The 23,849-nt window shown below is 69.2% G+C and carries 24 protein-coding genes; 13 read left to right on the top strand and 11 right to left on the bottom strand.

What is annotated here, in order from left to right:
- Window positions 1-154: 154 nt before the first annotated feature.
- The 10 genes from rfbB to VXM69_RS36450 are packed head-to-tail and all read right to left on the bottom strand — an operon-like array spanning window position 155 to window position 9,300.
- Window positions 155-1,159, bottom strand: a complete 1,005-nt coding sequence (gene rfbB, locus VXM69_RS36495; RefSeq protein ID WP_069706172.1) for a dTDP-glucose 4,6-dehydratase — start codon at window positions 1,157-1,159, stop codon at window positions 155-157.
- Window positions 1,156-2,040: a dTDP-4-dehydrorhamnose reductase gene (gene rfbD / locus VXM69_RS36490; RefSeq protein WP_124608295.1), complete on the bottom strand. Its 885-nt coding sequence runs from the start codon at window positions 2,038-2,040 to the stop codon at window positions 1,156-1,158. Before rfbD ends, rfbB begins: the two co-directional genes overlap by 4 nt.
- On the bottom strand, window positions 2,037-2,609 hold the full coding sequence (rfbC, locus tag VXM69_RS36485) for a dTDP-4-dehydrorhamnose 3,5-epimerase (RefSeq protein WP_367190770.1): 573 nt from the start codon (window positions 2,607-2,609) through the stop codon (window positions 2,037-2,039). The genes rfbD and rfbC overlap by 4 nt, the downstream gene beginning before the upstream one ends.
- Window positions 2,606-3,502: a glucose-1-phosphate thymidylyltransferase RfbA gene (gene rfbA, locus VXM69_RS36480; protein WP_034192086.1), complete on the bottom strand. Its 897-nt coding sequence runs from the start codon at window positions 3,500-3,502 to the stop codon at window positions 2,606-2,608. The genes rfbC and rfbA overlap by 4 nt, the downstream gene beginning before the upstream one ends.
- A gap of 42 nt (window positions 3,503-3,544) precedes the next feature.
- Window positions 3,545-4,924, bottom strand: a complete 1,380-nt coding sequence (locus VXM69_RS36475; RefSeq protein ID WP_069706174.1) for an MFS transporter — start codon at window positions 4,922-4,924, stop codon at window positions 3,545-3,547.
- A complete protein-coding gene (locus VXM69_RS36470; protein WP_034192088.1) occupies window positions 4,921-5,640 on the bottom strand; it encodes an ABC transporter ATP-binding protein in 720 nt (239 codons plus the stop codon). Before VXM69_RS36470 ends, VXM69_RS36475 begins: the two co-directional genes overlap by 4 nt.
- On the bottom strand, window positions 5,637-6,419 hold the full coding sequence (locus VXM69_RS36465; protein ID WP_049033652.1) for an ABC transporter ATP-binding protein: 783 nt from the start codon (window positions 6,417-6,419) through the stop codon (window positions 5,637-5,639). Before VXM69_RS36465 ends, VXM69_RS36470 begins: the two co-directional genes overlap by 4 nt.
- Window positions 6,416-7,303: a branched-chain amino acid ABC transporter permease gene (locus VXM69_RS36460; protein ID WP_083286585.1), complete on the bottom strand. Its 888-nt coding sequence runs from the start codon at window positions 7,301-7,303 to the stop codon at window positions 6,416-6,418. The genes VXM69_RS36465 and VXM69_RS36460 overlap by 4 nt, the downstream gene beginning before the upstream one ends.
- Entirely contained in the window at window positions 7,296-8,189 is an 894-nt protein-coding gene (locus VXM69_RS36455) for a branched-chain amino acid ABC transporter permease (RefSeq protein ID WP_059560921.1), read from the bottom strand. The genes VXM69_RS36460 and VXM69_RS36455 overlap by 8 nt, the downstream gene beginning before the upstream one ends.
- Before the next feature lie 16 nt (window positions 8,190-8,205).
- A complete protein-coding gene (locus VXM69_RS36450; RefSeq protein ID WP_049032445.1) occupies window positions 8,206-9,300 on the bottom strand; it encodes an ABC transporter substrate-binding protein in 1,095 nt (364 codons plus the stop codon).
- Between the two features lie 306 nt (window positions 9,301-9,606).
- Here VXM69_RS36450 and VXM69_RS36445 point away from each other — a divergent pair, with 306 nt between their 5' ends.
- From VXM69_RS36445 to VXM69_RS36390, 12 genes are all read left to right on the top strand, one after another.
- A complete protein-coding gene (locus VXM69_RS36445) occupies window positions 9,607-9,954 on the top strand; it encodes a RidA family protein (protein ID WP_069706176.1) in 348 nt (115 codons plus the stop codon).
- A 13-nt stretch (window positions 9,955-9,967) separates the two neighbouring features.
- Window positions 9,968-11,212, top strand: coding sequence for a D-amino acid dehydrogenase (locus tag VXM69_RS36440; RefSeq protein WP_049032443.1), 1,245 nt, complete (start codon window positions 9,968-9,970; stop codon window positions 11,210-11,212).
- 20 nt (window positions 11,213-11,232) lie between these two features.
- Window positions 11,233-12,000, top strand: a complete 768-nt coding sequence (locus VXM69_RS36435) for an aspartate/glutamate racemase family protein (protein WP_034192095.1) — start codon at window positions 11,233-11,235, stop codon at window positions 11,998-12,000.
- 82 nt (window positions 12,001-12,082) lie between these two features.
- The gene (locus VXM69_RS36430; protein WP_034192096.1) at window positions 12,083-12,787 is read left to right on the top strand and encodes a GntR family transcriptional regulator; all 705 of its coding nucleotides are present in this window, start codon (window positions 12,083-12,085) and stop codon (window positions 12,785-12,787) included.
- A gap of 122 nt (window positions 12,788-12,909) precedes the next feature.
- Window positions 12,910-13,794 (top strand): glycosyltransferase family 2 protein, encoded by an 885-nt coding sequence (locus tag VXM69_RS36425; protein WP_034192097.1) that lies wholly within the window; start codon window positions 12,910-12,912, stop codon window positions 13,792-13,794.
- A 70-nt stretch (window positions 13,795-13,864) separates the two neighbouring features.
- The gene (locus tag VXM69_RS36420; protein ID WP_059560929.1) at window positions 13,865-14,800 is read left to right on the top strand and encodes a dihydrodipicolinate synthase family protein; all 936 of its coding nucleotides are present in this window, start codon (window positions 13,865-13,867) and stop codon (window positions 14,798-14,800) included.
- 41 nt (window positions 14,801-14,841) lie between these two features.
- Window positions 14,842-16,020 (top strand): L-rhamnonate dehydratase, encoded by a 1,179-nt coding sequence (gene rhmD / locus VXM69_RS36415; RefSeq protein ID WP_367190769.1) that lies wholly within the window; start codon window positions 14,842-14,844, stop codon window positions 16,018-16,020.
- A 9-nt stretch (window positions 16,021-16,029) separates the two neighbouring features.
- Complete coding sequence (locus VXM69_RS36410; RefSeq protein ID WP_367190768.1) at window positions 16,030-16,815, top strand: SDR family NAD(P)-dependent oxidoreductase; 786 nt, start codon at window positions 16,030-16,032, stop codon at window positions 16,813-16,815.
- Between the two features lie 11 nt (window positions 16,816-16,826).
- On the top strand, window positions 16,827-17,141 hold the full coding sequence (gene rhaM / locus VXM69_RS36405) for an L-rhamnose mutarotase (RefSeq protein ID WP_034192172.1): 315 nt from the start codon (window positions 16,827-16,829) through the stop codon (window positions 17,139-17,141).
- Between the two features lie 15 nt (window positions 17,142-17,156).
- The gene (locus VXM69_RS36400) at window positions 17,157-18,050 is read left to right on the top strand and encodes an amidohydrolase (protein WP_367190767.1); all 894 of its coding nucleotides are present in this window, start codon (window positions 17,157-17,159) and stop codon (window positions 18,048-18,050) included.
- 111 nt (window positions 18,051-18,161) lie between these two features.
- Window positions 18,162-19,895 (top strand): ABC transporter permease subunit, encoded by a 1,734-nt coding sequence (locus tag VXM69_RS36395; RefSeq protein ID WP_034192102.1) that lies wholly within the window; start codon window positions 18,162-18,164, stop codon window positions 19,893-19,895.
- A 119-nt stretch (window positions 19,896-20,014) separates the two neighbouring features.
- Window positions 20,015-21,274, top strand: coding sequence for a nitrate/sulfonate/bicarbonate ABC transporter ATP-binding protein (locus VXM69_RS36390; RefSeq protein ID WP_367190791.1), 1,260 nt, complete (start codon window positions 20,015-20,017; stop codon window positions 21,272-21,274).
- Window positions 21,275-21,329: 55 nt separating this feature from the next.
- Here VXM69_RS36390 and VXM69_RS36385 read toward each other — a convergent pair whose 3' ends face one another.
- Window positions 21,330-22,850: an AAA family ATPase gene (locus VXM69_RS36385; RefSeq protein ID WP_367190766.1), complete on the bottom strand. Its 1,521-nt coding sequence runs from the start codon at window positions 22,848-22,850 to the stop codon at window positions 21,330-21,332.
- A 399-nt stretch (window positions 22,851-23,249) separates the two neighbouring features.
- Here VXM69_RS36385 and VXM69_RS36380 point away from each other — a divergent pair, with 399 nt between their 5' ends.
- Window positions 23,250-23,690: a hypothetical protein gene (locus VXM69_RS36380; RefSeq protein WP_034192174.1), complete on the top strand. Its 441-nt coding sequence runs from the start codon at window positions 23,250-23,252 to the stop codon at window positions 23,688-23,690.
- Window positions 23,691-23,849 lie beyond the last annotated feature (159 nt).

Below are 23,849 nucleotides of genomic sequence, written 5' to 3'. Positions count from 1 at the left end.
TGCGTCTCGTGCGGCTGATCGGCCATCCGCATGGGCCGGACCCTTCCCTCAGGCTCTTCAGGTTTTCGAGCGAGACGCGGCGCGCCTGCCGTCCCCCGGTTTTTTACCTCCCCGAGGGATCGACTTTCGGGGCCGCGTCAACCCATCGCGACGTCTACAGGTACCAGTCGAGCGTCTTCACGATGCCTGTCTCGAAGGTTTCCGTCGGTTGCCACTGAAGTTCGCGTTCGAGCTTGCCGGCGTCGATCGCATAACGACGGTCGTGGCCGAGGCGGTCGGCGACGAAGTGCTTGAGGCGCGCGTGCGGCGCGCCCTGCGGCCGCCGCACGTCGAGCAGCGAGCAGATCAGGTCGACGATGTCGGCGTTGCGCCACTCGTTGCATCCGCCGACGTTGTACGTTTCGCCGAGCGTGCCGCGCCGGATCACGGCATCGATCGCCCGGCAGTGATCGTCGACGAATAGCCAGTCGCGGACGTTCGCGCCGTCGCCGTAGAGCGGGATGGGCGTGCCGTTGACGCAGTTGCGGATCACCGTCGGGATGAACTTCTCGGCGTGCTGGCGCGGGCCGTAGTTGTTCGAGCAGTGGGTCGTCGTGACCGGCAGCCCGTACGTGTGGAAGTACGCGCGCACGAGATGGTCGGAGCCGGCCTTGCTGGCCGAATACGGCGAATTCGGCGCGTACGGCGTGGTTTCCGAGAACGGCGGATCGGTCGGGGCGAGCGATCCGTATACCTCGTCGGTGCCGATGTGATGAAAGCGGCGCGGCGCGCGCGCGTCGGCGTCGGGCCCGTTCATCCAGACCGTGCGCGCCGCTTCGAGGAGCGTCCAGGTGCCGACGACGTTCGCGCGGACGAATTCGCCGGGGCCGGTGATCGAGCGGTCGACGTGGCTCTCGGCGGCAAAGTGGACGATCGTGTCGATCGCATGGTCGCGCAACAGGCTTTCGACGAGCGGCCGGTCGCAGATGTCGCCGAGCACGAACCGGTGGCGGTCGGTGCTTTCCGCGCCCGCGAGATGGTCGAGGCTGCCGGCATACGTGAGCAGGTCGAGATTGACGATCCGGACCTGCGGATCCGTCGCGAGCAGGTGATGGACGAAGTTGGCGCCGATAAACCCGGCGCCGCCCGTGACGAGGACATGTTTCGGTCGATGGCTCATGAGGTTCGTTTCCAGGTATCGAGCACGTCGGCGAGCGCCGGGATCCAGCACGGCGCGTCGATGCCGAAATGCTCGCGAATGCGGGTGCAGTCGAGTGCGGAGTTCGCCGGCCGTGGCGCCGGCAGCGGATAGGCGGCCGTGCGGATCGGGCGCACGAGCGGTAGGCGATCGATGAGGCCGGCGCGCCGTGCCTGCGAGAAGATCGTCTCGGCGAAGCCGTGCCAGGTCGTGACGGGGGTGCCGCACAGGTGGTAGGTGCCCCAGCGCATCGCGGCGCCCGCGCGATGGCGATCCGCGATCGCGAGCAGCGCGTCGGCGACCGCGGCGGCGTGCGTCGGGCCGCCGTACTGATCGGCGACGACGGCGAGTTCGTCGCGTTCGCGTCCGAGCCGCAGCATCGTGCGCACGAAATTGCCGCCGTGCGCGCCGAATACCCACGCAATGCGGAGAATCACATGCGCATCGGGCAGCCGCTGGCGGACGGCTTCCTCGCCGGCCCATTTGGTGTGTCCGTAGACGCCGAGGGGCGCGACGTCCGCCGTTTCGTCGTACGCGCCTGGCGCGCGGCCGTCGAACACGTAGTCGGTCGACAGGTGCAGCAACGGGATGCCGGCCGCGGCGCACGCGTCGGCGAGCGCCGCCGGGCCGGCGCAATTGGCGCGCCAGGCGGCGTCGGGTTCGGTTTCCGCGCGATCGACGGCCGTCCACGCGGCCGCATTGATCACGAGCGTCGCGTGGTGCGTGGCGAGCGCGTCACGCACCGCCTGCCGATCGGCGATGTCGAGCTGCTCGCGGGACAGCCCGATTGCCGGGCGTCCCCCCGCGCGCAGCATGAGTTCACGGCCGACCTGGCCGAGTACGCCGGTCACGAGGATCGTCATCGCGCGGCTCCGTGAAGGTCGGGCGCCGTCGGCGGCCGGTCGCGCAGGCGCGGCTGCCGGAGATCCTTGTCGGACAGCTCGAACGGCACGTCGAGCGCGGGCCATTCGATGCCGATGTCGGGATCGTCCCAGCGTACGCCCGCGTCCGACGACGGATCGTAGTACGCGGTGCACTTGTACGCGAAGTCGGCCTCGTCTGACAGCACGCAGAAGCCATGCGCGAAGCCCGGCGGAATCCACAGCTGGCGATGCGACACGTCGTCGAGCACGGTGCCGAACCAGCGTCCGAGATGCGGCGAACCGGGCCGGATGTCGACCGCGACGTCGTACACGGCGCCGCGCGACACGCGCACGAGCTTGCCCTGCGGATGCCGGAACTGGTAGTGCAGGCCGCGCAGCACGCCGCGCCGCGAGCGCGAATGGTTGTCCTGCACGAAACCTGCATCGACACCTGCGTCGCGCAGCCACGACTCGCGATAGCTTTCGACGAAGAAGCCGCGCGCGTCGCCGAAGCTCGCCGGTTCGATCAGCAGCACGCCCGGCAGCGTCGTCTCGATGACGGACGTCATGCGGCGACCTCCTTGTTCAGGACGTCGAGCAGGTAACGGCCATAACCGCTTTTCGACAGCGCGTGCGCGAGCGCTTCGAGCTGCTGCGAGTCGATCCAGCCGAGCCGGTACGCGATTTCCTCGGGGCAGGCGATCTGCAGCCCCTGGCGGGCCTGCATCACCTGGATGAAATTCGCCGCGTCGAGCAGCGACTCGTGCGTGCCGGTGTCGAGCCACGCATAACCGCGGCCGAGGATCTCGACGTTCAGCTTGCCGTTCGCCAGATAGGCGCGGTTCAGGTCCGTGATCTCCAGCTCGCCGCGCGCGGACGGGCGCACCTCCTTCGCGAGGGAAACGACGTCGTTGTCGTAGAAGTAAAGCCCCGTCACCGCGTAGTGCGATTTCGGGTCGCGCGGCTTCTCCTCGAGATCGATCGCCCGCCCGTGCTCGTCGAACGATACGACGCCGTAGCGCTCTGGGTCGCGCACGTAATAACCGAACACAGTTGCGCCCGTCGTGCGCGCGGCGACGCGCTGCAGCAGCGACGACAGCGCCGGACCGTGATAGATGTTGTCGCCGAGCACGAGCGTCGCGGCGTCGTTGCCGATGAACGGCGCGCCGATCACGAAGGCCTGCGCGAGTCCGTCCGGGCTCGGCTGCACCGCGTACGAGAAATTCATGCCCCATTGTTCGCCGTCGCCGAGCAGTTGCCGGAACGCGTCGAGATCGCGCGGCGTCGAGATGATCAGGACGTCGCGGATGCCGGCCAGCATGATCGTGCTGAGCGGGTAGTAGATCATCGGCTTGTCGTACACCGGCATCAGTTGCTTCGATACCGAATGCGTGAGCGGATGGAGCCGGGTGCCGGATCCGCCCGCCAGAATCAATCCCTTACGGCCAGTCGCTGTGTGCATGATGTCCTCGCTGTCATGAAGAAGGGCGGGCCCGCGTGCGCGTCAACCCGGGTCGATGCGTCCGAACACGATCGCGAAGCCGGCCAGGTAGACCAGCGCGATCACGGCGAAACCGGCCGCGGTTGCGCGGTCCGGACTGGCGATCGCATGAAGCACGACCGACGCGATCGCCACGCCGACCAGCGAGCCGATCTGCCGGCTCGCGTTCAGCGATGCGGCGGCGAGATTCGCGTCCGCGGGGCCGGCCGACTGCATGACGACGAGATTCATCGCGGGGATGGCCTGGCCCGCACCGAAGTTCGCGATGCCGACCGCGATCGCGAGCGCCGTGTAAGGGAGCGCCTCGATACCGATCAGCGCGGCGCTGCCGAGCGTGGCGAGCGCCAGGCCCGCGAGCAGCGTGCCGCGCGGACCGAGCCGCGCGCTCACGCGGGCGGACGCGAGATTGCCGATGCCGAACATCGCCATGAGCGGAAACAGCTCGAAGCCGGCGCGCAGCGCGCTTGCACCGCGCACCTGCTGCAGGTAAAGGCTCAGCAGGAAGATTTCCGCGAGGATGCCGAAATTGATCGCGAGCCCGAGCAGGCCGCCCGCGACGAAGCGCCGGTTGCGCAGCAGCGCGGGCGGCAGGATCCGGTCGCGGGCGCCACGTTCGCGCCAGACGAATGCCGCGCCGGCGGCGAACGTCACGGCCGCACCGGCGACGATGGCGGGCGAGCGCCAGCCGGCGCCCGGCCCCTCGATCAGCGTATAGCTGAGTGCCGCGAGCGCGAGCGCGCCGAGCAGATGGCCGAGCGTATTCAGCGGGCCGGGATGGCGCGGCGAATGGCCGACATGGCGGCGCGTGAGCCACAGGCCGGCGAGCCCGACGGGGAGGTTGACCCAGAAGATCCCGCGCCAGCCGATCGCGTCGACGAGGATGCCGCCGATGCAGGGCCCGATCGCCATCGCCGCCGATACCAGGGCGCCCCAGATGCCGATCATCCGTGTGCGCAGTGGTCCGGCCGGAAACGCCAGCGTGAGCAGGCTCAGCGAGCTCGGCATGAAGAGCGCGGCCCCCACGCCCTGCAGCAGCCGCGCGGCGACGAGCATGCCGCTCGTCTGCGCGGCCGCGCACAGCACCGACGCGGCGACGAACAGCGCGAGCCCGGCGACGTAGATCGCCCGCGGCCCGTAACGGTTCGCGAGCGCGCCGCCGAACAGCAGCAGCGCGGCGAAGCTGAGCGTATAGGCGTCGACGACCCAGACGAGGGCGGTCAGCGACATGTCGAGACTCGCCTGCATCGCCTTCAGCGCGACGTTCACGATGGTCACGTCGAGCATCGCCATCACGAAGCCGCAGGCAAGCGCGACCATCACGTGCACCGGCCGCGCGGCAGGCGCGCCGGCCGCACCGGCGGCGGGAGCGGTGTTCGTGCTCATGCCGCGCGCCCGCCGAGATAGAGACGCCGCATCTCGTCGCTGTCGAGCAGGTCGGCCGACGTGCCCGTCAGCGCGACGCGGCCCATCGTCAGCACCACGCCGCGATCGGCGATGCGCAGCGCCTCGATCGCGTTCTGTTCGACCATCAGCACGGCGATGTGCTCGGTATCGCGCATCCGCACGATCGCGTCGAATACCTCGTCGACCATTTTCGGCGACAGGCCGGCCGACGGCTCGTCGAGCAACAGCAGCACCGGGCGCGACATCAGCGCGCGCGCGAGCGACACGATCTGCCGCTCGCCGCCGGACAGCGCGCCCGCGGGCGACCGGTAGCGGCGCCGCAGCACCGGGTATTGCTCGCACAGCTCCTCGATCCGCGTTTCGCGGGGGAACGCGGACATCGCGTGGCCGCCGAGCATCAGGTTCTCGCGAACCGTCAGCGCGCCGAACACGTTGTCGGTCTGCGGCACGAAGCCGATGTCGTGTTCGCGGATCTTGCGGTGTACCGGCACGCGCGCGATGTCGCGGCCATGCATCGTGACCGTGCCGGCGCGGGGCAGGACGAAGCCGGCGATCGCCTTGAGGAGCGTCGATTTTCCGCAGCCGTTCGGGCCGAGGATCGTGACGATGTCGACCGGCCCGACGGACAGCGATACGCCGTGCAGGATGTCGATGTCGGCCGTGTAGCCGGCGACCAGGTCGCGAACGTCGATCATGACGCCTCCATCAGACGGCGCGCATGGGCGCGTCCCAGGTACGCATCGAGCACGCGGCGGTTGCTTTCGAGTTCGGCGGGACGGCAGTCGGCGATCGCGGCGCCGCGATCGAGCACGATGCAGCGGTCGCACAGCTCGCGGATGAAGTGCATGTCGTGCTCGATCACGACCAGCGTGACCCCCAGCCCGCGGATGCGGCGCAGTTCGGCGACCAGTTCGCCGCGCAGGTTGGGGTGAACGCCCGCGGTCGGCTCGTCGAGCAGCAGCAGCTTCGGCTCGGTCATCATCGCGCACGCGATGCCGAGCAGTTTCTTCTGGCCGCCCGAGATCGCCGCGGCGCCCAGTTGCGCGACGTGCGCGAGCTTCAGTTCCTCGAGCAGCGCGGTGGCGCGTGCGCGCGTCGCGGTTTCCAGCGTGCGGGTCGCACGACTGCGCAGGAGCGCCGCGACGGGGCCGTGACGGGCCGACGACGCGGCCATCGCCAGTTCGAGCACCGACATGCGCGCGGGCATCGACGGCAACTGGAACGTCCGGCGGATGCCGAGCCGTGCGATCCGGTGCGGCGCAAGCGTGTCGATGCGACGCCCGGCGAAGCGGATCGCGCCGGCCGCGACGGGGGCGAAGCCCGTGATCGCGTTGAGCGCCGTGCTTTTGCCCGAGCCGTTCGGGCCGAGCAGCCCGACGATCTCGCCGTCGCCGACGGACAGCGAGAGGCCGGACAGCACCGCATTGTCGCCGTAGCGGATCGTGACGCCTTCAAGGTCGAGCAGCGCGCTCATGGATGAACCTCCAGTCGTTCCGGCACAAGGCCGCGCGGGCGCCACAGCACGCACGCGAGCAGCATCAGGCCGACGAGGCCGAGGCGCACCGCACCGGCGAGGTCGCTGCCGACGCCGAGCCAGTCCTTCAGGAACGGCGCGAACGCGTACACCGCCTGGACGATCAGCGCGCCGGCCAGCACGCCGGCGTGGCTGCCGAGCCCGCCGACCATGACGATGGTCCACAGCGCGAAGGTTTCCGACGCCACCATCGCGTCCGGGCCGACGTAGCTGATGTACCAGGTGAGCAGCGCGCCCGCGAACGCCGCGGGCAGCGCGCCCGCGACGCTCGCCCAGGTCTTCAGCGCGACCGGGTCGTAGCCGAAGCAGACGGCGAGCGCGGGCTCCTCGCGCATCACCTTCAGCGCGCGGCCGAAGCGGCCGGTGGTCAGCAGCCGGCAGGCGGCGTAGGCGATGGCGAGGCCGCCGGCCGCGACGGCGAGGAACGCGAGATCGGCCCACGGCGCGCGCAATCCGGGAAAGAGCGGCGCGATGCCGCCGATACCCTGCGCGCCGCCCGTCAACCAGCCCTCGTTCAGCGCGAACGTGCGCAGGATTTCGGCGATCGCGAGCGTCGCGATGCCCCAGTAGTCGGCCGACAGGTGACGACCGAGCCGCGCGATCGCGACGGCCAGCACGCTCGCCGCGCCCGCCGCGAGCGCGAGGGCGGCCGGCAGCGGCCAGCCGAGCTGAGACGCGATGCCGGCGGCGTAGGCGCCGAGCCCCGCGAACGCCACGAAGCCGAAATTGACGAGCCCCGCGTAGCCTGCCTGCAGGTTCAGGCCGAGCGCCATCGTCGCGTACAGGCACGTGACGGTCAGCAGATGGACGATGAAACTAGACACGACGGACCTCCCCGTCGAAGAGGCCATACGGCCGGAACACGAGCACGACGAGCAGGATCGCGAACGACACCGCGCCGACGTATTCGACCGGAAAGAACGCGAGCGGCCGACCGACCAGCCCGCCGAAGTCGACGTCGAGCGCGATCGTCTCGGCCAGCGCGATCAGGAAAGCGCCGGCCGCCGCGCCGAGCGGATTGCCGAGGCCGCCGAGGATCGCGGCGGAAAACACCGGGATCAGCAGCCCGTAACCGAGGTTGACGTGCACGCTTTCGGTCGCGCCGAGCATCGTGCCGCCGAGCGCCGCGAGCACGCCGCTGGCGAACGTGATCACGTTGGTCACGCGCTGCGCATCGATGCCCGTCGCAAGCGCGAGCGCGCGATTCGATGCGAGCGCGCGCATCGCCCGGCCGAGGCGGGTGCGGTACAGCAGCAGCGCGAACACGGCGAGCGCGACGCCACCGCACGCGATCGAAGCCGCCTGCGCGGACGACATCGCGACGCCCCCGACCATCAGCGGCGGGCGCACCGCCTGCGCGTACTGCAGCGGCCGCGAGCCGGCCGTGCCGAGCATCAGCGCGACGGCGAGCAGCGACACGGCGAGCGAGCCGATCATCGCGACCGCGCTGCCCGAGCGCAGCAGGCGCGTGAACACGAACAGGTTCAGCAGCGTCGCGGCAAGGCCGACCAGCGCGCACGAGACGGCGGTCGCGAGCGCGAACGGCATGCCGACGCGCTCGAACCCGAGGGTCGCGAACGCGCCGACCATCGCGTACTGGACGTGTGCGATGTTCGGGAAGCGAATCAGCGAGTACAGCGTCGACAGGCCGACGGAGACCAGCAACAGGTCGGACGTGCGCATCAGGACATCGATCAGGAATTGCAGCATCGCAGGCTCCCGGTGGCTACTGCGCGACGACGGATTGCCGGTACACGACCTTCTCGTACGGCTGCACCAGCCGCTGGCCGTCGGCATCGAACGCGATCGTGCCCGTCACGCCGTCATAGGGCTGGCCGGCCGCGAGTTCCGCACGCACCTTCGCCGGATCGGCCGAACGCGCGCGATTGATTGCCGCGGCGGACAGCATCGTCGCGTCGTACGCGTAGCTGCCGAAGGCCGAGCGCGGCGCCTCGTGGTACGCGGCGCGATAGGCCGCCGCGTACGCGGCGGCGCTGCCGCCGAGCGCCGCGACCTCCAGGCCGATCTGCCCCTGCGCGATCTGGGCGGGGGTGTCGCTCGTGCACATCGTCAGGTAGATGCCGTACCACGGCCGCTGGTTGAGACGCATCTCGAACGCCTGCCGGTTCAACGTCGCGGCTTCCTGTCCGTACGCGCTGTACACGTAGCCGTCGGGCTGCGCACGCGACGCCTGTTCCAGCTCGCGCCGGTAGGTCGACTGGCCTTCGGTGTAGAGAACCGTCGAGACGATCGTGCCGCCGAGCGCCTCGAAACGCTTTTTGAACTCGGTGGCGATGCCCTGGCCGTAACCGTTGTTCGGCGCGATCAGTGCGACGCGCCGCAGCTTGCGGTCGTACACGTCTTGCGCGGCGAAGCGCGCGGACTGGTCGTCGAGCCCGATCGTGCTGAACGAACCCGCGCCGATCTTGCGGACCTGCTGGCTCGACGAACCGATGTTGACGTGCACGTCGCCCTGGCGCACGAGGAATTGTCCGACCGGAATTGTCACCGACGACGAGAATTCGCCGAGCACGAGCGGCACGCGCTCGACGGTCGCCAGCTTGCGGGCGGCGTCGAGCGCCGTGTTGGCGGTGCCGCCCGAATCCTCGATCCGGACCTGCAGCTTCTGTCCGAGCACGCCGCCTTGCGCATTGATCTTCGCGACCGCGAGCTCGATCCCGCGCCGCTGGTCCTCGCCGATCGACGCGCTTGCGCCGGTCAGCGGCAACACGGCGCCGACGCTGACGTCCGCATATGCAGGAAACGTTGCCCACGCGCCGAGCGCGACGCAGATCCCGAGACTCCAGCAACCCAGCTTCATTTTTGCGCTCCTGAATCGATGTTGAATCGCGTTTGAAATACAAAAGTGTCGACAGAATCACAGAACAAAAATCGTTGGCAAACATTTTTTGGACGAATCTCGAGCGGTTCGCGAAGCGCCCCGGAATTCACAAGAAAATGCGTTGTTTTAGCGCATGAAATGCACAATACGGGCGACGGTAAACACCAGCTGCGGGCACGTGCGCCAAATTGGCTCAGCGTCGAATCTTTTTGAAAAAAGTGTATACAGTCGTGAATATGGATGCTTAGAATTCAACCCACTCGACACGGAAGCGGAGGCGGTGCGATGGAAATCAAGCGTTATGGCGCGGGGGAACGGATGAGCCAGCTCGTGGTCGCGGGCGGCTTCGCGTTCATTGCCGGACAGGTGGCCGACGACACCGCGCTCGACGTCGCCGGCCAGACCCGCCAGATCCTCGACAAGATCGACCGGCTGCTCGATGACGCGGGGCTCGACAAGCGCAGGATCGTGTCCGCGAGCATCTGGCTTGCCGATCATCGGAGCTTTGCCGACATGAACCGGGTCTGGGATGCGTGGGTGCCGCAGGGCGACGCGCCGGCGCGCGCCTGCGTGGAGTCGGCGCTCGCGTTTCCCGAATACACGGTCGAAATCGCGGCGATCGCCGCGTGCTAGCGGGGGACGCGCGATGAAGACGGTCGTGCTCGGAGGCGGCATCGTCGGTGTGACGACCGCGTACTTTCTCGCGAAGGCCGGCGACGAGGTCGTGGTGGTCGACCGGCGCGACGGCGTCGCGCTCGAGACGAGCTTCGCGAACGCGGGACTGATCGCGCCGGGGCATTCCTATACGTGGGCCTCCCCGCGCGCGCCGAAGATCCTGCTCAAGTCGCTGTTTTCGGACGGGCAGGCGTTGCGCCTGAAGTGGTCGCCGGACTGGCGGATGTGGGCGTGGTGCCGTCTGTTCCTGCGGAACTGCACGGCGGAGCGCTCGCGCCGGAACACGTCGATCAAGGTGCGGCTGTGCCGCTACGCGCAGCAGCAGCTTCAGTCCGCGACGCGCGACGAGGTGCTCGCGTACGACCGGATCAGCAGCGGCTTGCTGTACCTGTACCGGGATCCCGCATCGTTCGAGCGCGGCATCGCGAACATGCGGATTCTGTCCGAGAACGGCCTGCCGCTCGAGACGCTCGATTCGCGCGCGGTGATCGAGCGCGAGCCCGCGCTTGCCGGCGCGGCGGATGCGATCGCCGGTGCGATCTACTGTCCGTCCGACGAGAGCGGCGATGCGCACCTGTTCACCCGGGCGCTCGCCGAACGCTGCCGCGCGCTCGGTGTCGAGTTCCGTTTCGGCACCACGATCGACGGCATGCGCGCGAGCGCGGACGCGGTGGACTACGTGCAGACGTCGCAGGGCCGCGTGAGCGGCGACCGCTACGTGCTTGCGCTCGGCGCATACTCGCCGTTCGTCGCGCGCGGGCTCGGCTACCGCTTGCCGATCTATCCGGTGAAAGGCTATTCGGTCACGCTGCCGATCGACGCACGCCACGAACCGCCGACGCTCGGCGGCGTCGAGGAAAACCAGCTCGTCGCATGGGCGCGGTTCGGCGACCGGCTGCGCCTGACCGCGACGGCCGAATTCAGCGGCTACGACACGACCCACACGCCCGCGGACTTCGCGCACATGCTGGCGACCGCGCGGGCGCTGTTTCCGAACGGCGCCGACTACACGAAGCCGTCGTACTGGGCCGGATTGCGGCCGATGACGCCGGAGGGCACGCCGATCATTGGTGCGACCCGCCATCGCAATCTCTTTCTCAACACCGGGCACGGCCACATGGGCTGGACGATGTCGTGCGGTACCGCGAAAATCGTCGCCGACCTGATCCACGGCCGGCAACCCGACATCGACATTACCGGGATGACACTCCAGTGAGCGAACTTCTTACGACCCCCATGCAGCAGGATGCCGGTTCGTACGCGCGCTTCGGCTTCTCGCTCGATGCGGGCATCGCGCGCCGCGCGGCGATCGGGCTCGTCGTGCTTGCGACCGACCATACGATCGAATACGAATGGCGGCGCGTGCTCGCGCTCGACGGCGTCGCGTTCTACGAGAGCCGGATCGCGAACTCCGCCGACATCACCGCGGAGACGCTCGCGCGGATGGACGGCGGGATCGCGGCGGCCGTCGAGCTGATCCGCCCCGGCGAACGCCTCGACGTGGTCGCGTTCGGCTGCACGTCCGCGTCGACGGTGCTCGGCGAGGAGCGCGTGTTCGAGCGGATCCGCGAAGCGCGGCCGGGCGTCGCGTGCACGACGCCGATCACCGCGGCACGGGTCGCGCTGGGCGCGCTGGGCGCGCGCGGTGTCGCGCTGCTCACGCCGTACGAGCGCTCGATCAACGAAGCCATGGCCGCCTACCTGCGCGCACGTGGCGTCGACGTCGTCAGGGCGGGCTCGTTCGAGCATCGCGACGACAACGAGGTGGCGCGGATCGACCGCGCGTCGATCGAGCGCGCGGTGCTCGCGCTGGCCGCCGATCCGGCGGTGGACGCGGTGTTCGTGTCGTGCACGAGCCTCCGGCTCGTCGACGCGCTCGCGGAGATCGAGGCGCGCGCCGGCAAGCCGGTCCTGTCGAGCAATCACGCGCTTGCGTGGCATGCGCTGCGGCTCGCGGGCGTCGACGATCCGGTGCCGGGTTTCGGGCGCCTGTTGATGCAATGACGGTGGCCGCAGCACCCGAGGCGCCCGCAGGCCGGTTCATGGCCGATAATGACGGTCGCCGACAGACGAAGGAGGAGGCGAAATGGCAGCGAATTCCGTGCTTGGCGGCCGCGAGACACTGGCGCCGAAACGCGCGGGCCTGACGGTCAACGAGATTTACGAGCAGTTGAAGCAGATGGCCGTGCTGTACAAGATCCGGCCGGGCGAGCGGGTCAACGAGCTTGAACTGGCGGAGCGGTTCGACGTCAGCCGCACGCCGATCCGGGAAGCACTGAACCGTCTCGTCGCGGAGAACCTGCTGGTCTTCGTGCCGAATCGCGGATTCTTCATCCGCCAACTGGAAGGGAAAGACGTGTTCGATCTCTTTGAGCTGAGGCGTTCGATCGAGTCGACCGCGGTGATGCTCGCATGCGAGCGGGCGTCCGACAACGACATCAAGACCCTGCGCCGCTTCTGGCGGCAGGTGATGAAGAGCGCATCGCGGATGCCGTCGTCGGAGCTCGTCCTGAAGGACGAACTGTTTCACCTGGAGCTTGCCGCGCTGTCGGGCAATGCGGAGATCGGGCGCGTGCTGCAGGGCATCAACGCGCGGATTCACTACGTGCGGTGGGTCGACGTCGATCAGCGGCGCGACGAGGCCTTCACCGAGCACCTGGAGATCCTGGACGCGCTCGCCGCGCGCGACACGGAACGTTGCGTTGCATTGACCGACACGCACATCCGCTGGCGGATGGAGGAAATCACGCGGGTCGTGGAAGCGAGCGTCGTCAAGCTGTACGCGAAATAACGGGCGACCCGCGATGCACGCGTGCATCGCGAGGCCGTACCGACGAGACGCAAGGCAAAGGAGGACGGGCCGCCCGCAACCCGGTGCGGCGCATCGCCACGCTTTCGTTACGAGGTGCCGTCATGAAACATGGCACGCTGGTCACGTTGTACAAGCCGTCCGCGGCGCAGATCGATCATTTGCTGGGCTTGCCCGCGTACAGTCCGGCCGTCGTTGCCGTCGACAACTCGCCGGTCGTCGATCGCGAACTGCACGCGCGGCTCGCCGCGCACGGCGTCGACGTGGTTGCGAACCACAACCGCGGCGGGATCGCCGGCGCGTTCAACGCCGGCGTGGAGTTTCTGATCCGCCGCGGTTGCGACGTCTTCTTCATCTTCGACCAGGATTCGACCGTGCCCGCCGACTATTTCGAGCGGATGCTCGCGGGGTGCGCGACGATCGGGGATACGCGCTTTCTGGTCGGGCCGCGGATCTTCAACCGCAACTTCCGGCGCAACCTGCCGCTCTTCACCGTGGGCCGCTGGTCCGCGCGGATCACGCCGATCGGCGACGGCGCGCACGGCTTGCTGCCGTGCTCGGTGATCATCTCGTCCGGCACCGCGATCTCGCTCGACGCCTATCGCGCCCTCGGGCGGTTTCGCGAGGATTTCTTCATCGACCATGTCGATGCCGAGTACTGCATGCGTGCGCAGGCGAACGGCGTGCCGGTGCGCGTGAACGCGGACGTGTCGCTGCCGCACGAACTCGGCAGTCCGTCGGCCCGGCAGCACTGGCCGCGCGTCGAGATCTTCGACCAGAGCGCACTGCGCCATTACTACGCGGCCCGCAATTGCATCCTGGTCGCCCGCGACTACTGGCGCCGCTATCCGGCCATGCTGCTGATCAACCTGATCACGCTGAAGCACGTGGCGTTCATCCTGCTGCATGCGCGCGACAAGCGAACCAAGCTGCACGCGATTCTGTGCGGCGTCACGGACGGGCTGCGCGGCCGGTACGGCAGGGTCTGAATCAACGTATGACGACGTGCGAAATATCGTTTCATAATTTATGTAATCCTAAATAATAGAGGCGGACAAGATGATTCACGACACGCAGGCCACTCGCCGCTATACGGGCGCGTTTTCCGTCGCGCCGACCATTTTCACCGAATCGGGCGAACTGGACCTGGAAGGGCAGATGCGTTGCGTCGACTTCATCATCGACGCGGGCGCCGACGGGCTGTGCATCCTCGCGAACTACTCGGAGCAGTTCTCGCTGTCCGACGACGAACGCGAGCGGCTCACCGGGATGATCCTCGAGCACGTCGCGGGGCGGGTGCCCGTGATCGTGACCACGACCCACTTCAATCCGGTGATCTGCGCGGCACGCAGCCGGCGCGCACAGGCGGCCGGTGCGGCGATGGTGATGATCATGCCGCCGTATCACGGCGCGACGATCCGCTGCGGCGAGGCGGCGATCGGCGCGTTCTTCTCGGAGGTTTCCGACGCGATCGACATTCCGATCATGTACCAGGACGCGCCGATGAGCGGCACGCAGGTATCGGCGGCGTTCCTCGCGCGGCTCGCGCGCACGATTCCGAACCTGCGCTATTTCAAGATCGAGGTGCCGCAGTCGGCGGCGAAGCTGCGCGAGCTGATCGCGCTCGGCGGCGACGCGATCGAGGGGCCGTGGGACGGCGAGGAGGCGATCACGCTGCTCGCCGATCTCGACGCGGGCGCGACCGGCAGCATCCTCGGCGGCGGGTATCCGGACGGCCTGCAGCCGATACTGGCCGCCTATCGCGCCGGCCGGCGCGACGAGGCGGTGGCCGGCTACGAGAAGTGGCTGCCGCTCATCAACTATGAAAACCGCCAGGCCGGGCTGCTCGCCTGCAAGGCGCTGATGAAGGCGGGCGGCGTGATCGCGTCGGACGCGCCGCGGCGCCCGCTGGTGCCGCTGCACCCGCAGACGCGCGCGGGCCTCGTGGAGATCGCGCGGCGGCTCGACGCGTGCGTGCTGCGCTGGGCGCGCTGACGCGCCTGCCTGTTTCCTTTTCCCCTGCGAGGAATGTCCCGATGAGCATGCCCACGATACGACACATCCGCGCGCTGACGGTGCGCGGCGGCGGCGCCGACTACCACGACCAGGGCGCGGACCACTGGATCGACGATCACATCGCGACGCCGATGGCGCGTTACCCCGAATACCGGCAGAGCCGGCAGTCGTTCGGCATCAACGTGCTCGGCACGCTCGTGATCGAGATCGAGGCGAGCGACGGCACGGTCGGTTTCGCGGTGACGACGGGGGGCGAGATCGGCGCGTTCATCGTCGAGCGCCATCTGGCGCGTTTCATCGAAGGTCAGCGCGTGACCGACATCGAGAAGATGTGGGATCAGATGTTCCACGCGACGCTCTATTACGGACGCAAGGGCGTGGTGCTGAACGCGATCTCCGGCGTCGACCTCGCGTTGTGGGACTTGCTCGGCAAGGTGCGCGGCGAGCCGGTGCACCAGTTGCTCGGCGGCAAGGTGCGCGACGAACTGCAGTTCTACGCGACCGGCGCGCGGCCGGACCTCGCGAAGGAGATGGGGTTCATCGGCGGCAAGCTGCCGCTGCATCATGGTCCGGCGGAGGGCGACGACGGCTTGCGCCGCAACCTCGATGAACTGGCCACGATGCGCGAGCGTGTCGGCGCCGATTTCTGGTTGATGCTCGACTGCTGGATGAGCCTCGACGTGCGCTATGCAACCCGGCTCGCGCACGAGGCGCACGCCTACGGGTTCAAGTGGATCGAGGAGTGCCTGCCGCCCGACGACTACTGGGGTTATGCGCAATTGCGCCGCGCGGCGCCGCCCGATCTGCTCGTGACGACGGGCGAGCACGAGGCGACGCGCTGGGGCTTCCGCATGTTGCTCGAGATGGGCTGCTGCGACATCATCCAGCCCGACGTCGGCTGGTGCGGCGGAATGACGGAACTCGTCCGCATTTCGGCCCTCGCCGACGCGCATGGCGTGCTGGTGGTGCCGCACGGCTCGTCGGTCTACAGCTATCACTTCGTGACGACGCGGCACAACAGCCCGTTCGCGGAATTCCTGATGATGGCGCCGCAGGCGGATCGCGTCGTGCCGATGTTCGATCCGCTGCTGCTCGACGAACCGGTGCCGAGCGGCGGACGGATGAAGGTGCCGGACACGCCCGGGTTCGGTGTGCGGCTCAATCCGGCCGTGCGCACCGAACGGCCCTACACGCACTGAGCCGCCGCGATGAAACTGCTCGAGAACAAGGTGGTCGTCGTCACCGGCGGCTCGCGCGGCATCGGCCGGGCGATCGCGCTTGCATGCGCGCGGCATGGCGCCGACGTCGTCGTCAATTACTGGGCCAACCCGCTGCTGCCGGCGCAGTCGGATCACGCGCTCGACGCGCTGATCGACGAGATCGGGGCGACCGGCCGGCGCGCGCTCGCGGTGCCGGGCGACATCGCGCGGCCGGACACCGCGGACGAACTGGTCGAGCGGGCCGTCGCTGCGTTCGGCCGGATCGACGTGCTGGCGAGCAATGCGGGGATCTGCCCGTTCCACGCGTTCCTCGACCTGCCCGCCGACCTGCTGCGACGCACGATGGAGGTCAACCTGCACGGCGCGTTCCACGTGACCCAGGCGGTCGCGCGCCAAATGGCCAGGCAAGGCGACGGCGGCGCGATCGTCGCGACCAGTTCGATCAGCGCGCTGGTCGGCGGCGGCATGCAGACGCACTACACGCCGACGAAGGCCGGCGTGCATGCGCTGATGCAGTCGTGCGCGGTCGCGCTCGGCCCGCACCGGATCCGCTGCAATTCCGTGCTGCCGGGCACGATCCGCACCGAGATCAACGAAGCGGATCTCGCGGCGCCCGGCAAGGCCGAGTACTTCGAGCAGCGGATTCCGCTCGGCCGCCTCGGCGAGCCCGACGACGTCGCGGACTGCGTGGTGTTCCTCTCGTCGGACCTGGCACGCTACGTCAACGGCGCGGCGCTGCTCGTCGACGGCGGCCTGTACGTGAACCTGCAATGAAGGAGGCGGAGATGGAGACGATCGCGTTCAGGATGCGGCTGCATCGCGGGCGCAAGGACGAGTATCGGCGGCGCCACGACGCGATCTGGCCGGCGCTCGCCGACGCGCTGCGCGCGGCCGGCATCGCGGACTACTGGATTTTCCTCGACGACGAAACGGATTGCCTGTTCGCCGTCCTGAAACGCCCGGCCGCGCACCGGATGGCCGAGCTCGCGCAGGCCGACGTGATGCGCCGGTGGTGGGCGTACATGGCCGACCTGATGGCGACGGACGAGGACGGGCGGCCGCTCGAAAAACCGCTGGAACCGATGTTCCATCTCGCGTGACCGTCAGGAGGCGCCATGCAGGTCGTCGATCCACATGTGCATTTCTGGGATGCCGATGCGTTGAGCTACGGCTGGCTCGACCGCGCGCAGCCGGCGTTCTCCGGGCCGGTGGCCGCGCTGCCGCGTGCCTATGGCCCGGCCGACCTGCGCGCGGACGCGGGCGAGATCGATGTCCTGAAAGTCGTGCACGTCGAGGCGATCCATGACGCGTGGACCACGCCGAGCGAGGTCGAATGGCTGCAGGCGCTTGCGGATGCGCCGGCGAGCGGCGGCATGCCCGAGGGCATCGTCGCGGGCGTCGACCTGTCGCGTGCCGACGCGCCCGCGCGGCTCGAGGCGGCCGCCGCCTGCGCGAACGTGCGCGGTATTCGTCAGGTGCTGAACCGTCACGCGAACCCCTGGTACAACTACGTCGACCGGGACTATCTCGACGATCCCGGCTGGCGCGCGCATTTCGGGTGGCTCGCCCGGCTCGGGCTGTCGTTCGACCTGCAGCTCTATCCGTCCCAGGTCGAGGCCGCGCTGGCCCTGGTCGACGCGCATCCGGACACGGTCTTCATCGTCAATCACGCGGGCATGTTCGTCGACCGCGACAGCGTGCACGGCTATCGTGCGTGGCGTACCGGGCTGCATGGGCTCGCCCGCCGCGAGAACGTCGTGCTCAAGCTGAGCGGGCTTGCGATGTTCGATCACCGGTGGACGGTCGAGAGCTTCCGGCCCTATGTGCTCGAGGGCATCGACGCGTTCGGCGCCGCGCGATGCATGTTCGCGTCGAATTTTCCGATCGACCGGCTGCATGCCGGCTATCCGGCGCTCTGGCGAGCGTATGCGGACATCGTCGCCGGCGCGAGCGATGCGGAACGGCAGGCGCTGTTCATCGACAACGCGGAACGGATCTATCGCCTCTGACCACTCGCCGCATGCATGGCGCCGCCCGTTGCGGCGCGCTTGACGCAAGTCAAGCCCGCCGGCCGCCCCGCCCGCGAAGATGAACCGCCATCATCGGCGGGGAGGGGCGTCGTGGAGCACCATGCGGAGGGTTTGCGGGGCGGGCGCTGGTCGCTGCCGGCGCCGGGCTGGCGGGATCTCGCCGCGATGCTGATCGTCGTCGGGTTCCTGTTGCTGGCCGGCCTCTCGGCGCACCAGATGGCCGGCCCGCTGGCGGTGGCGCCTCCCCCGGCCATTTCGCTGTCGCCCGCGGCGCTGCCCGGCTACGCGCTGCGCACCGTCGCGCGCATGTTCGCGGCACTGCTCGCGTCGATCGTCTTCACGTTCGTCTATGCGACCGCCGCGGCGCGCAGCCGCCGCGCCGAGCGCGTGCTGATCCCGCTGCTCGACGTGCTGCAGTCGGTGCCGATCCTCGGCTACCTGTCGTTTACCGTGCCGTTCTTCCTGGCGCTGTTTCCGGGGCGGATGCTCGGCGCCGAGTGCGCGGCGATCTTCGCGATCTTCACCAGCCAGGCGTGGAACATGACGTTCAGCTTCTACCAGGCGTTGCGCACCGTGCCGCTCGATCTCGACGAGGCCAGCCGCAGCTTCCGGCTGTCGGCATGGCAGCGCTTCTGGCGCCTCGACGTGCCGTTCGCGATGCCGGGGCTCGTCTGGAACGCGATGATGTCGATGTCGGGCGGCTGGTTTTTCGTGGTCGCGGCCGAGGCGATCGCGGTGGGCAGCCGGCGCGTCGACCTGCCGGGCGTCGGCGCCTTCGTCGCGCAGGCGATCGCGAATCGCGACCTCGCGGCCGTGGGCTGGGCGATCGTCGCGATGAGCGTCACGATCGCCCTGTACGACCAGTTGTTGTTCAGGCCGCTGGTCGCGTGGTCGGAGCGGTTCCGTTATGGCGATGCGTCGCCCACGGTCGCGTCGCGCAGCTGGATGCTCGACCTGTTCCACCGATCGCCATGGATCGCCCGTGGGGTCGGCCCGGTCCGGGCGGTGTTGCGCCGGGCGGCGCGCGCGCGGCTGTGCGGGTTCGTGCCGGCATGGCGCGCCAGGATCGCGCTGCCGCGCCACGCGGGCGACGTGCTCGGGTTTGCACTGTGCGGGGCGGGATGCGTGTATGCGGCGGTCGAACTGTACCGGCACGGACGTGCGACGCTCACGTGGACGGACCTGCGTGTCGTCGCCAGCGAAGGCGCGCTGACGTTCGTGCGCGTGACCGTGCTGGTCACGATCGCGTCGGCGATCTGGGTGCCGGTCGGCATCGCGATCGGTCTGCGGCCGCGCGTGGCCGCCCGCATCCAGCCGGTCACGCAGTTCCTCGCCGCGTTTCCGGCCAACCTGCTGTTTCCGGTCGCGGTGTTCGCGATCGTGCACCTGCGGCTCGAACCCCGCATCTGGCTGTGCCCGCTGATGATATTGGGCGCGCAATGGTATGTCCTGTTCAACGTGATCGCCGGGGCGAGCGCGTTCCCGGCCGACCTGCGCGAAGCGGCCGCGTGCTTTCGGGTACGGCCGGCGACCTGGTGGCGACACGTGATGCTGCCCGGCGTCCTGCCGTACTTCGTGACGGGTGCGATTACCGCGTCGGGCGGCGCATGGAACGCGAGCATCGTCGCCGAGGCCGTGAGTTGGGGCAGCACGCGCCTGGATGCCGGCGGACTCGGCGCCTATATCGCGCGGATGACCGACGCCGGCGACTATCCGCGTATCGCGCTCGGCGTCGCCGCGATGTCGCTGCTCGTGATCGCGACCAACCGGCTCGTGTGGCGCCCGATGGTCGCGTTCGCGGAACGCCGCACGCGGCTCGATTGAGCCCTCAACCGATCCTTTACGCACGGGAGACGCGGGTGCCGAACCTCAGCGAAGACACCGAACGCAACGTCACGCACGCGGCGGCGCCGCCGCCCGACCCGGCGGTGGTCGTGCTCGAGATGTGGGCCGTATCCCGATCGTTCACGGAGCCGTCCGGCGAGCCGCGGCACGTGCTGGCCGACATCGACCTCGCGCTGCACACGGGCGAGATCCTGGGGCTGCTGGGCCGCTCCGGTTCGGGCAAATCCACGCTGCTGAGGATCGCCGGCGGGCTCGTCAGACCCTCGTCCGGGACGGTGACGTATCGCGGTGCGCCGCTCGCCGGTCCGACCGACGGCATCGCGGTGGTATTCCAGACCTTCGCGCTGTATCCGTGGCTGACCGTCATCGAAAACGTCGAGCTCGGCCTCGACGCGCTGGGTCTTGCGCCGGGCGATGCCCGCGCCCGCGCGGCCGCCGCGATCGAGCTGATCGGGCTCGACGGGTTCGAATCGGCGTTTCCCCGCGAACTGTCGGGCGGCATGCGTCAGCGGGTCGGTTTCGCCCGCGCGCTCGTCAGCGAACCCGTGCTGCTGTTGATGGACGAACCGTTCTCCGCGCTCGACGTGCTGACCGCCGAAACGCTGCGCACCGACTTTCTCGACCTGTGGGATGCGCACCAGCTGTCGACGCGGTCGGTGCTGATGGTGACGCACAACATCGAGGAAGCCGTGCTCATGTGCGATCGCATCCTGGTGCTCGGCGGCGGCCCGGCGCACATCGAGGCGACGCTGAACGTGCCGCTGCCGCGCCCGCGCAGCCGGCACGATCCGGCCGTGCAGGCGATCGTCGGCAAGATCTATGCGGCGCTGACGGCACGCATCGCCGATGCGACGGCCGACCGCGCAGCGACGGGCGGTGCGCTGGCCATGAAACTGCCTAACGTGTCGAGTCACCACCTCGCCGGATTCGTCGAGACGCTCGCGGCCGCGCCGTACGACGGGCATGCGGAACTCGGCACGATTGCAGCGGCGCTCGCGCTCCGGGTCGACGCGCTCCATTCGACGGCGGCCGCGCTCCATCTGCTCGCGTTCGCCGAATGGCGCGACCGGACCATCCGGCTGAGCGCCGCGGGCCAGGTGTTCGCGCAAAGCGACGACGATGCGCGGCGGCGCCTGTTTCGCGAGCACGTCGTCCGGTTCGTGCCGCTCGCCGAGCATATCGACGAAGTGCTCGGCGAACGCGAGGGGCGTCGCGCGCCGCGCGAGCGTTTCGAACTCGAACTGGAGGATCGTCTCGATCCGCGCAGCGCGGACCAGGCGCTGCGGGTCGTGACCGACTGGGGCCGTTACGCGGGACTGTTCGACTACGACGACCACACCCGCACGTTCGGCCGCTGACCGTCACGGCGATGGGGCGGCCCGGCCGTGTGCCGGCGGGATTCGCCCCGCGCGCCTACGCGTGCAGTGCGGCGAGCAGCGGCGACCAGAACGCGCGGCTGCCATATGCGGCGGCGTCGCGGTCGGTATCGAAGCGGACGGCGATCGCCGCTTCGGCTTCGGTCAGCGGATCGGCCTGCTCGATCTGCCGGGCCAGCACGGCGGTGTCGGCATCGGAGGCATCGCCTCCGCGTGCCGCCCGGGCAGCGACACGCGCGGCAAGCGTTGCCGGGCTCGCGGTGAAATCCAGTATCGCGACGCGCACGCCGAGCCGTGCGGCGAGCGCGATGAACGCTGCCCGGTGGCACCCGCGCAGGAACGTGGCGTCGACGATCGCCGTGTAGCCGCTGTCGAGCACTACGCGAGCCGTCGAAAGCAGTCCGTCGTAGATCTCGTCGATCGCCGTGTCCGAATACGCATTCGAGGGCAGGCGGGTGCCGGCCGAGGCGCCGGCCACGCGCTTGCGTGTGTCGTCGCTGGACAACCGGATCGCGCCGAGCCGCTCGGCCAGTGCGCGGCTGGCCAGCGATTTGCCCGAGCCGGACAGCCCGTGACACAGGAGCAAAACCGGTTGCGCATCGCGTCGTGCGTCGGCCATCGCCGACGCCGTGCGCAGATAGCGCTCGCGCGCCGCTTCGTCGCCGCGCAGCCGGGCGGTCAGCGCGCGCACCAGCGCACGGTAGACGAAGTAGCACGGCAGCACGCCCAGTGCCGCGGGGTCGCCCGTGCGTGCCAGCCAGCCGGAAAGGAGGCGCCGGGCGCAATCCTCGCGTCCGCGGGCGGAGAAATCCATCAGCGCGAACGCGAGATCGCTCGCCACGTCGATCCAGCGCAGCGCGTCGTCGAATTCGATGCAGTCGAACATCAGGATCCGGTTCCGCCAGCGCACGATGTTGTCGAGATGCAGATCCCCGTGGCACGCGCGCACGAAACCGCGCGATTGCCGAGCGGCGAGCAGCGGCGCGATGCGGATCAGCTCGGCGTCGTACCAGGCGCGCAGCGCGGCTTCGTCCGGCACCGTGACGTCGAGCGTGTCGAGCAAGGGGCGGCACTGGGCCGCGACGCCGGCGGCGCTACCGGGATGGCCGCGCGGCGCACGGCGCGGCGCATGCAGATGGTGGCGGGCCAGCGTATCGGCGAGGGCGTCCGCATCCGCGAGACCGTCGTCGTGCGATGCGCTGCGAGCCGACAACATCGCGTGCGCGTCGAAACGGCGCATGCGTACCACGTATTCGCCCGGCACCGTCCGCTGCCGGCGCCCGCCGGTCGGCACCGGTGCCCCGAACGCGCAGCGCCGGCCGTGCGCGAGGAGCGGCCAGACACCCAGGTACAACGGGCCGGCAAACGGCCGGTTGAGCGTGCATTCCGCGAGCGCGCAGCGGCGCCGCCGCGCCGGCCGCACGAGATCCACGAAGGCGAAGCGCACCGGCTTGATGCGCTTGTACGCATAGCGCCCGGCCAGATAAACGACGGACAGATGGGTTTCGATCCGCTCGATCCGGCCCGCGGGGTGCGGATAGGTGGCAGGTCGGCGCATGGCGCGATCGAATTGCGTCGACTGTCGTCGCGTGTTTCCGCGACTCGGCACGAACGGGGGATGCGGCGCTCGGGACATGATGAACGAATGGGTTGTACGGGTGCGTCTGCGCGTTGCCGCACCCGGCGGGTTGGATTCGACACGAGCCTGCGCGCTCCCGTCTGCCCGATGTCGCCGGACCGGCAGGCCGGGCATTGCCGACTCGATGAGCCGTATTGCAGCCGAGCGCGGCGCATTCCGGCTTGATGCCGGTCAAGCCGGAGGCGCGAAAGCGCGCTTGATGCAGGTCAACCGCGGCCGCCGACGCGGCGCATACAGTCGGCTGTGGCGCCTGCGTCAAGCGGCGCGCGACCATGTGCGGCATTCACGGCCTCATTCACGGCCCGAGAGGCATTGACGATGAAACGACGAGCGTTCGCGATGATCGTGCTGCTCGCGCTGGGCGCCTGCGCCGGCGCGGAGCGATCCGCGACATTCAGGACGATGGAAACACGACTGCTCGCGATGCGTCAGGCCGCATCGCTGCCGTGTTCGACACCGTCCGAATGCGACCGAGCGTGGAGCCGCACGCGGCGCTACGTCCAGGCGCATTCGTCGACCCGGATCACGCGATTCGGTGCGGACCGGATCGAGACGGCGCAACCGTATGCGGCGGGACAAGTCTATCTCTGGGCGTCGCGCGAGGAATCGGGCGGCGGCGGCGCGGTGATCCGGCTCAAGGCGATGTGCAAGGGCATGTACGACACCGACGGCGGCCCCGGCTGGCAATACGATGTGTGCGCGCGGAAGATCCTTGAAATCGAGCAGGGCTTCCGGCCGGACGAGAACCCGCCGAGCTAGCGTCGGATGCCGCCGATTCCGGGCCACGCGGTGCCGCGCCTCCCGGTCGGCCGGATGCCGGCCGCTCGGGCCCGCATGCCGCGGCTGCCGCCAGTCTCCGCGCGTGCCGGTTTCATCGCGGCTTCAAACCGTTGACCCCGGTCAACGCGCGCCGGCGGC

The sequence above is a fragment of the Burkholderia sp. Ed8 genome (assembly GCF_040761425.1).
Classification (GTDB): domain Bacteria; phylum Pseudomonadota; class Gammaproteobacteria; order Burkholderiales; family Burkholderiaceae; genus Burkholderia; species Burkholderia seminalis.
Note: the sequence above shows the minus strand (reverse complement) of the source record. Positions and strands in the feature narration are given on the sequence as shown.

Excerpts from the sequence above, each read along its gene's own strand:
- VXM69_RS36475 (WP_069706174.1), bottom strand. The coding sequence starts at position 4,924 with ATGAGCACGAACACCGCTCCCGCCGCCGGTGCGGCCGGCGCGCCTGCC.
- VXM69_RS36400 (WP_367190767.1), top strand. The coding sequence starts at position 17,157 with ATGCAGGTCGTCGATCCACATGTGCATTTCTGGGATGCCGATGCGTTG.
- VXM69_RS36455 (WP_059560921.1), bottom strand. The coding sequence starts at position 8,189 with ATGCTGCAATTCCTGATCGATGTCCTGATGCGCACGTCCGACCTGTTG.
- VXM69_RS36470 (WP_034192088.1), bottom strand. The coding sequence starts at position 5,640 with ATGATCGACGTTCGCGACCTGGTCGCCGGCTACACGGCCGACATCGAC.
- rfbC (WP_367190770.1), bottom strand. The coding sequence starts at position 2,609 with ATGACGTCCGTCATCGAGACGACGCTGCCGGGCGTGCTGCTGATCGAA.
- rfbA (WP_034192086.1), bottom strand. The coding sequence starts at position 3,502 with ATGCACACAGCGACTGGCCGTAAGGGATTGATTCTGGCGGGCGGATCC.
- VXM69_RS36380 (WP_034192174.1), top strand. The coding sequence starts at position 23,250 with ATGAAACGACGAGCGTTCGCGATGATCGTGCTGCTCGCGCTGGGCGCC.
- VXM69_RS36420 (WP_059560929.1), top strand. The coding sequence starts at position 13,865 with ATGATTCACGACACGCAGGCCACTCGCCGCTATACGGGCGCGTTTTCC.
- VXM69_RS36385 (WP_367190766.1), bottom strand. The coding sequence starts at position 22,850 with ATGCGCCGACCTGCCACCTATCCGCACCCCGCGGGCCGGATCGAGCGG.
- VXM69_RS36430 (WP_034192096.1), top strand. The coding sequence starts at position 12,083 with ATGGCAGCGAATTCCGTGCTTGGCGGCCGCGAGACACTGGCGCCGAAA.
- rhmD (WP_367190769.1), top strand. The coding sequence starts at position 14,842 with ATGAGCATGCCCACGATACGACACATCCGCGCGCTGACGGTGCGCGGC.
- VXM69_RS36425 (WP_034192097.1), top strand. The coding sequence starts at position 12,910 with ATGAAACATGGCACGCTGGTCACGTTGTACAAGCCGTCCGCGGCGCAG.
- rfbD (WP_124608295.1), bottom strand. The coding sequence starts at position 2,040 with ATGACGATCCTCGTGACCGGCGTACTCGGCCAGGTCGGCCGTGAACTC.
- VXM69_RS36435 (WP_034192095.1), top strand. The coding sequence starts at position 11,233 with ATGCAGCAGGATGCCGGTTCGTACGCGCGCTTCGGCTTCTCGCTCGAT.
- rfbB (WP_069706172.1), bottom strand. The coding sequence starts at position 1,159 with ATGAGCCATCGACCGAAACATGTCCTCGTCACGGGCGGCGCCGGGTTT.
- VXM69_RS36465 (WP_049033652.1), bottom strand. The coding sequence starts at position 6,419 with ATGAGCGCGCTGCTCGACCTTGAAGGCGTCACGATCCGCTACGGCGAC.
- VXM69_RS36445 (WP_069706176.1), top strand. The coding sequence starts at position 9,607 with ATGGAAATCAAGCGTTATGGCGCGGGGGAACGGATGAGCCAGCTCGTG.
- VXM69_RS36440 (WP_049032443.1), top strand. The coding sequence starts at position 9,968 with ATGAAGACGGTCGTGCTCGGAGGCGGCATCGTCGGTGTGACGACCGCG.
- rhaM (WP_034192172.1), top strand. The coding sequence starts at position 16,827 with ATGGAGACGATCGCGTTCAGGATGCGGCTGCATCGCGGGCGCAAGGAC.
- VXM69_RS36390 (WP_367190791.1), top strand. The coding sequence starts at position 20,015 with ATGTGGGCCGTATCCCGATCGTTCACGGAGCCGTCCGGCGAGCCGCGG.
- VXM69_RS36410 (WP_367190768.1), top strand. The coding sequence starts at position 16,030 with ATGAAACTGCTCGAGAACAAGGTGGTCGTCGTCACCGGCGGCTCGCGC.
- VXM69_RS36450 (WP_049032445.1), bottom strand. The coding sequence starts at position 9,300 with ATGAAGCTGGGTTGCTGGAGTCTCGGGATCTGCGTCGCGCTCGGCGCG.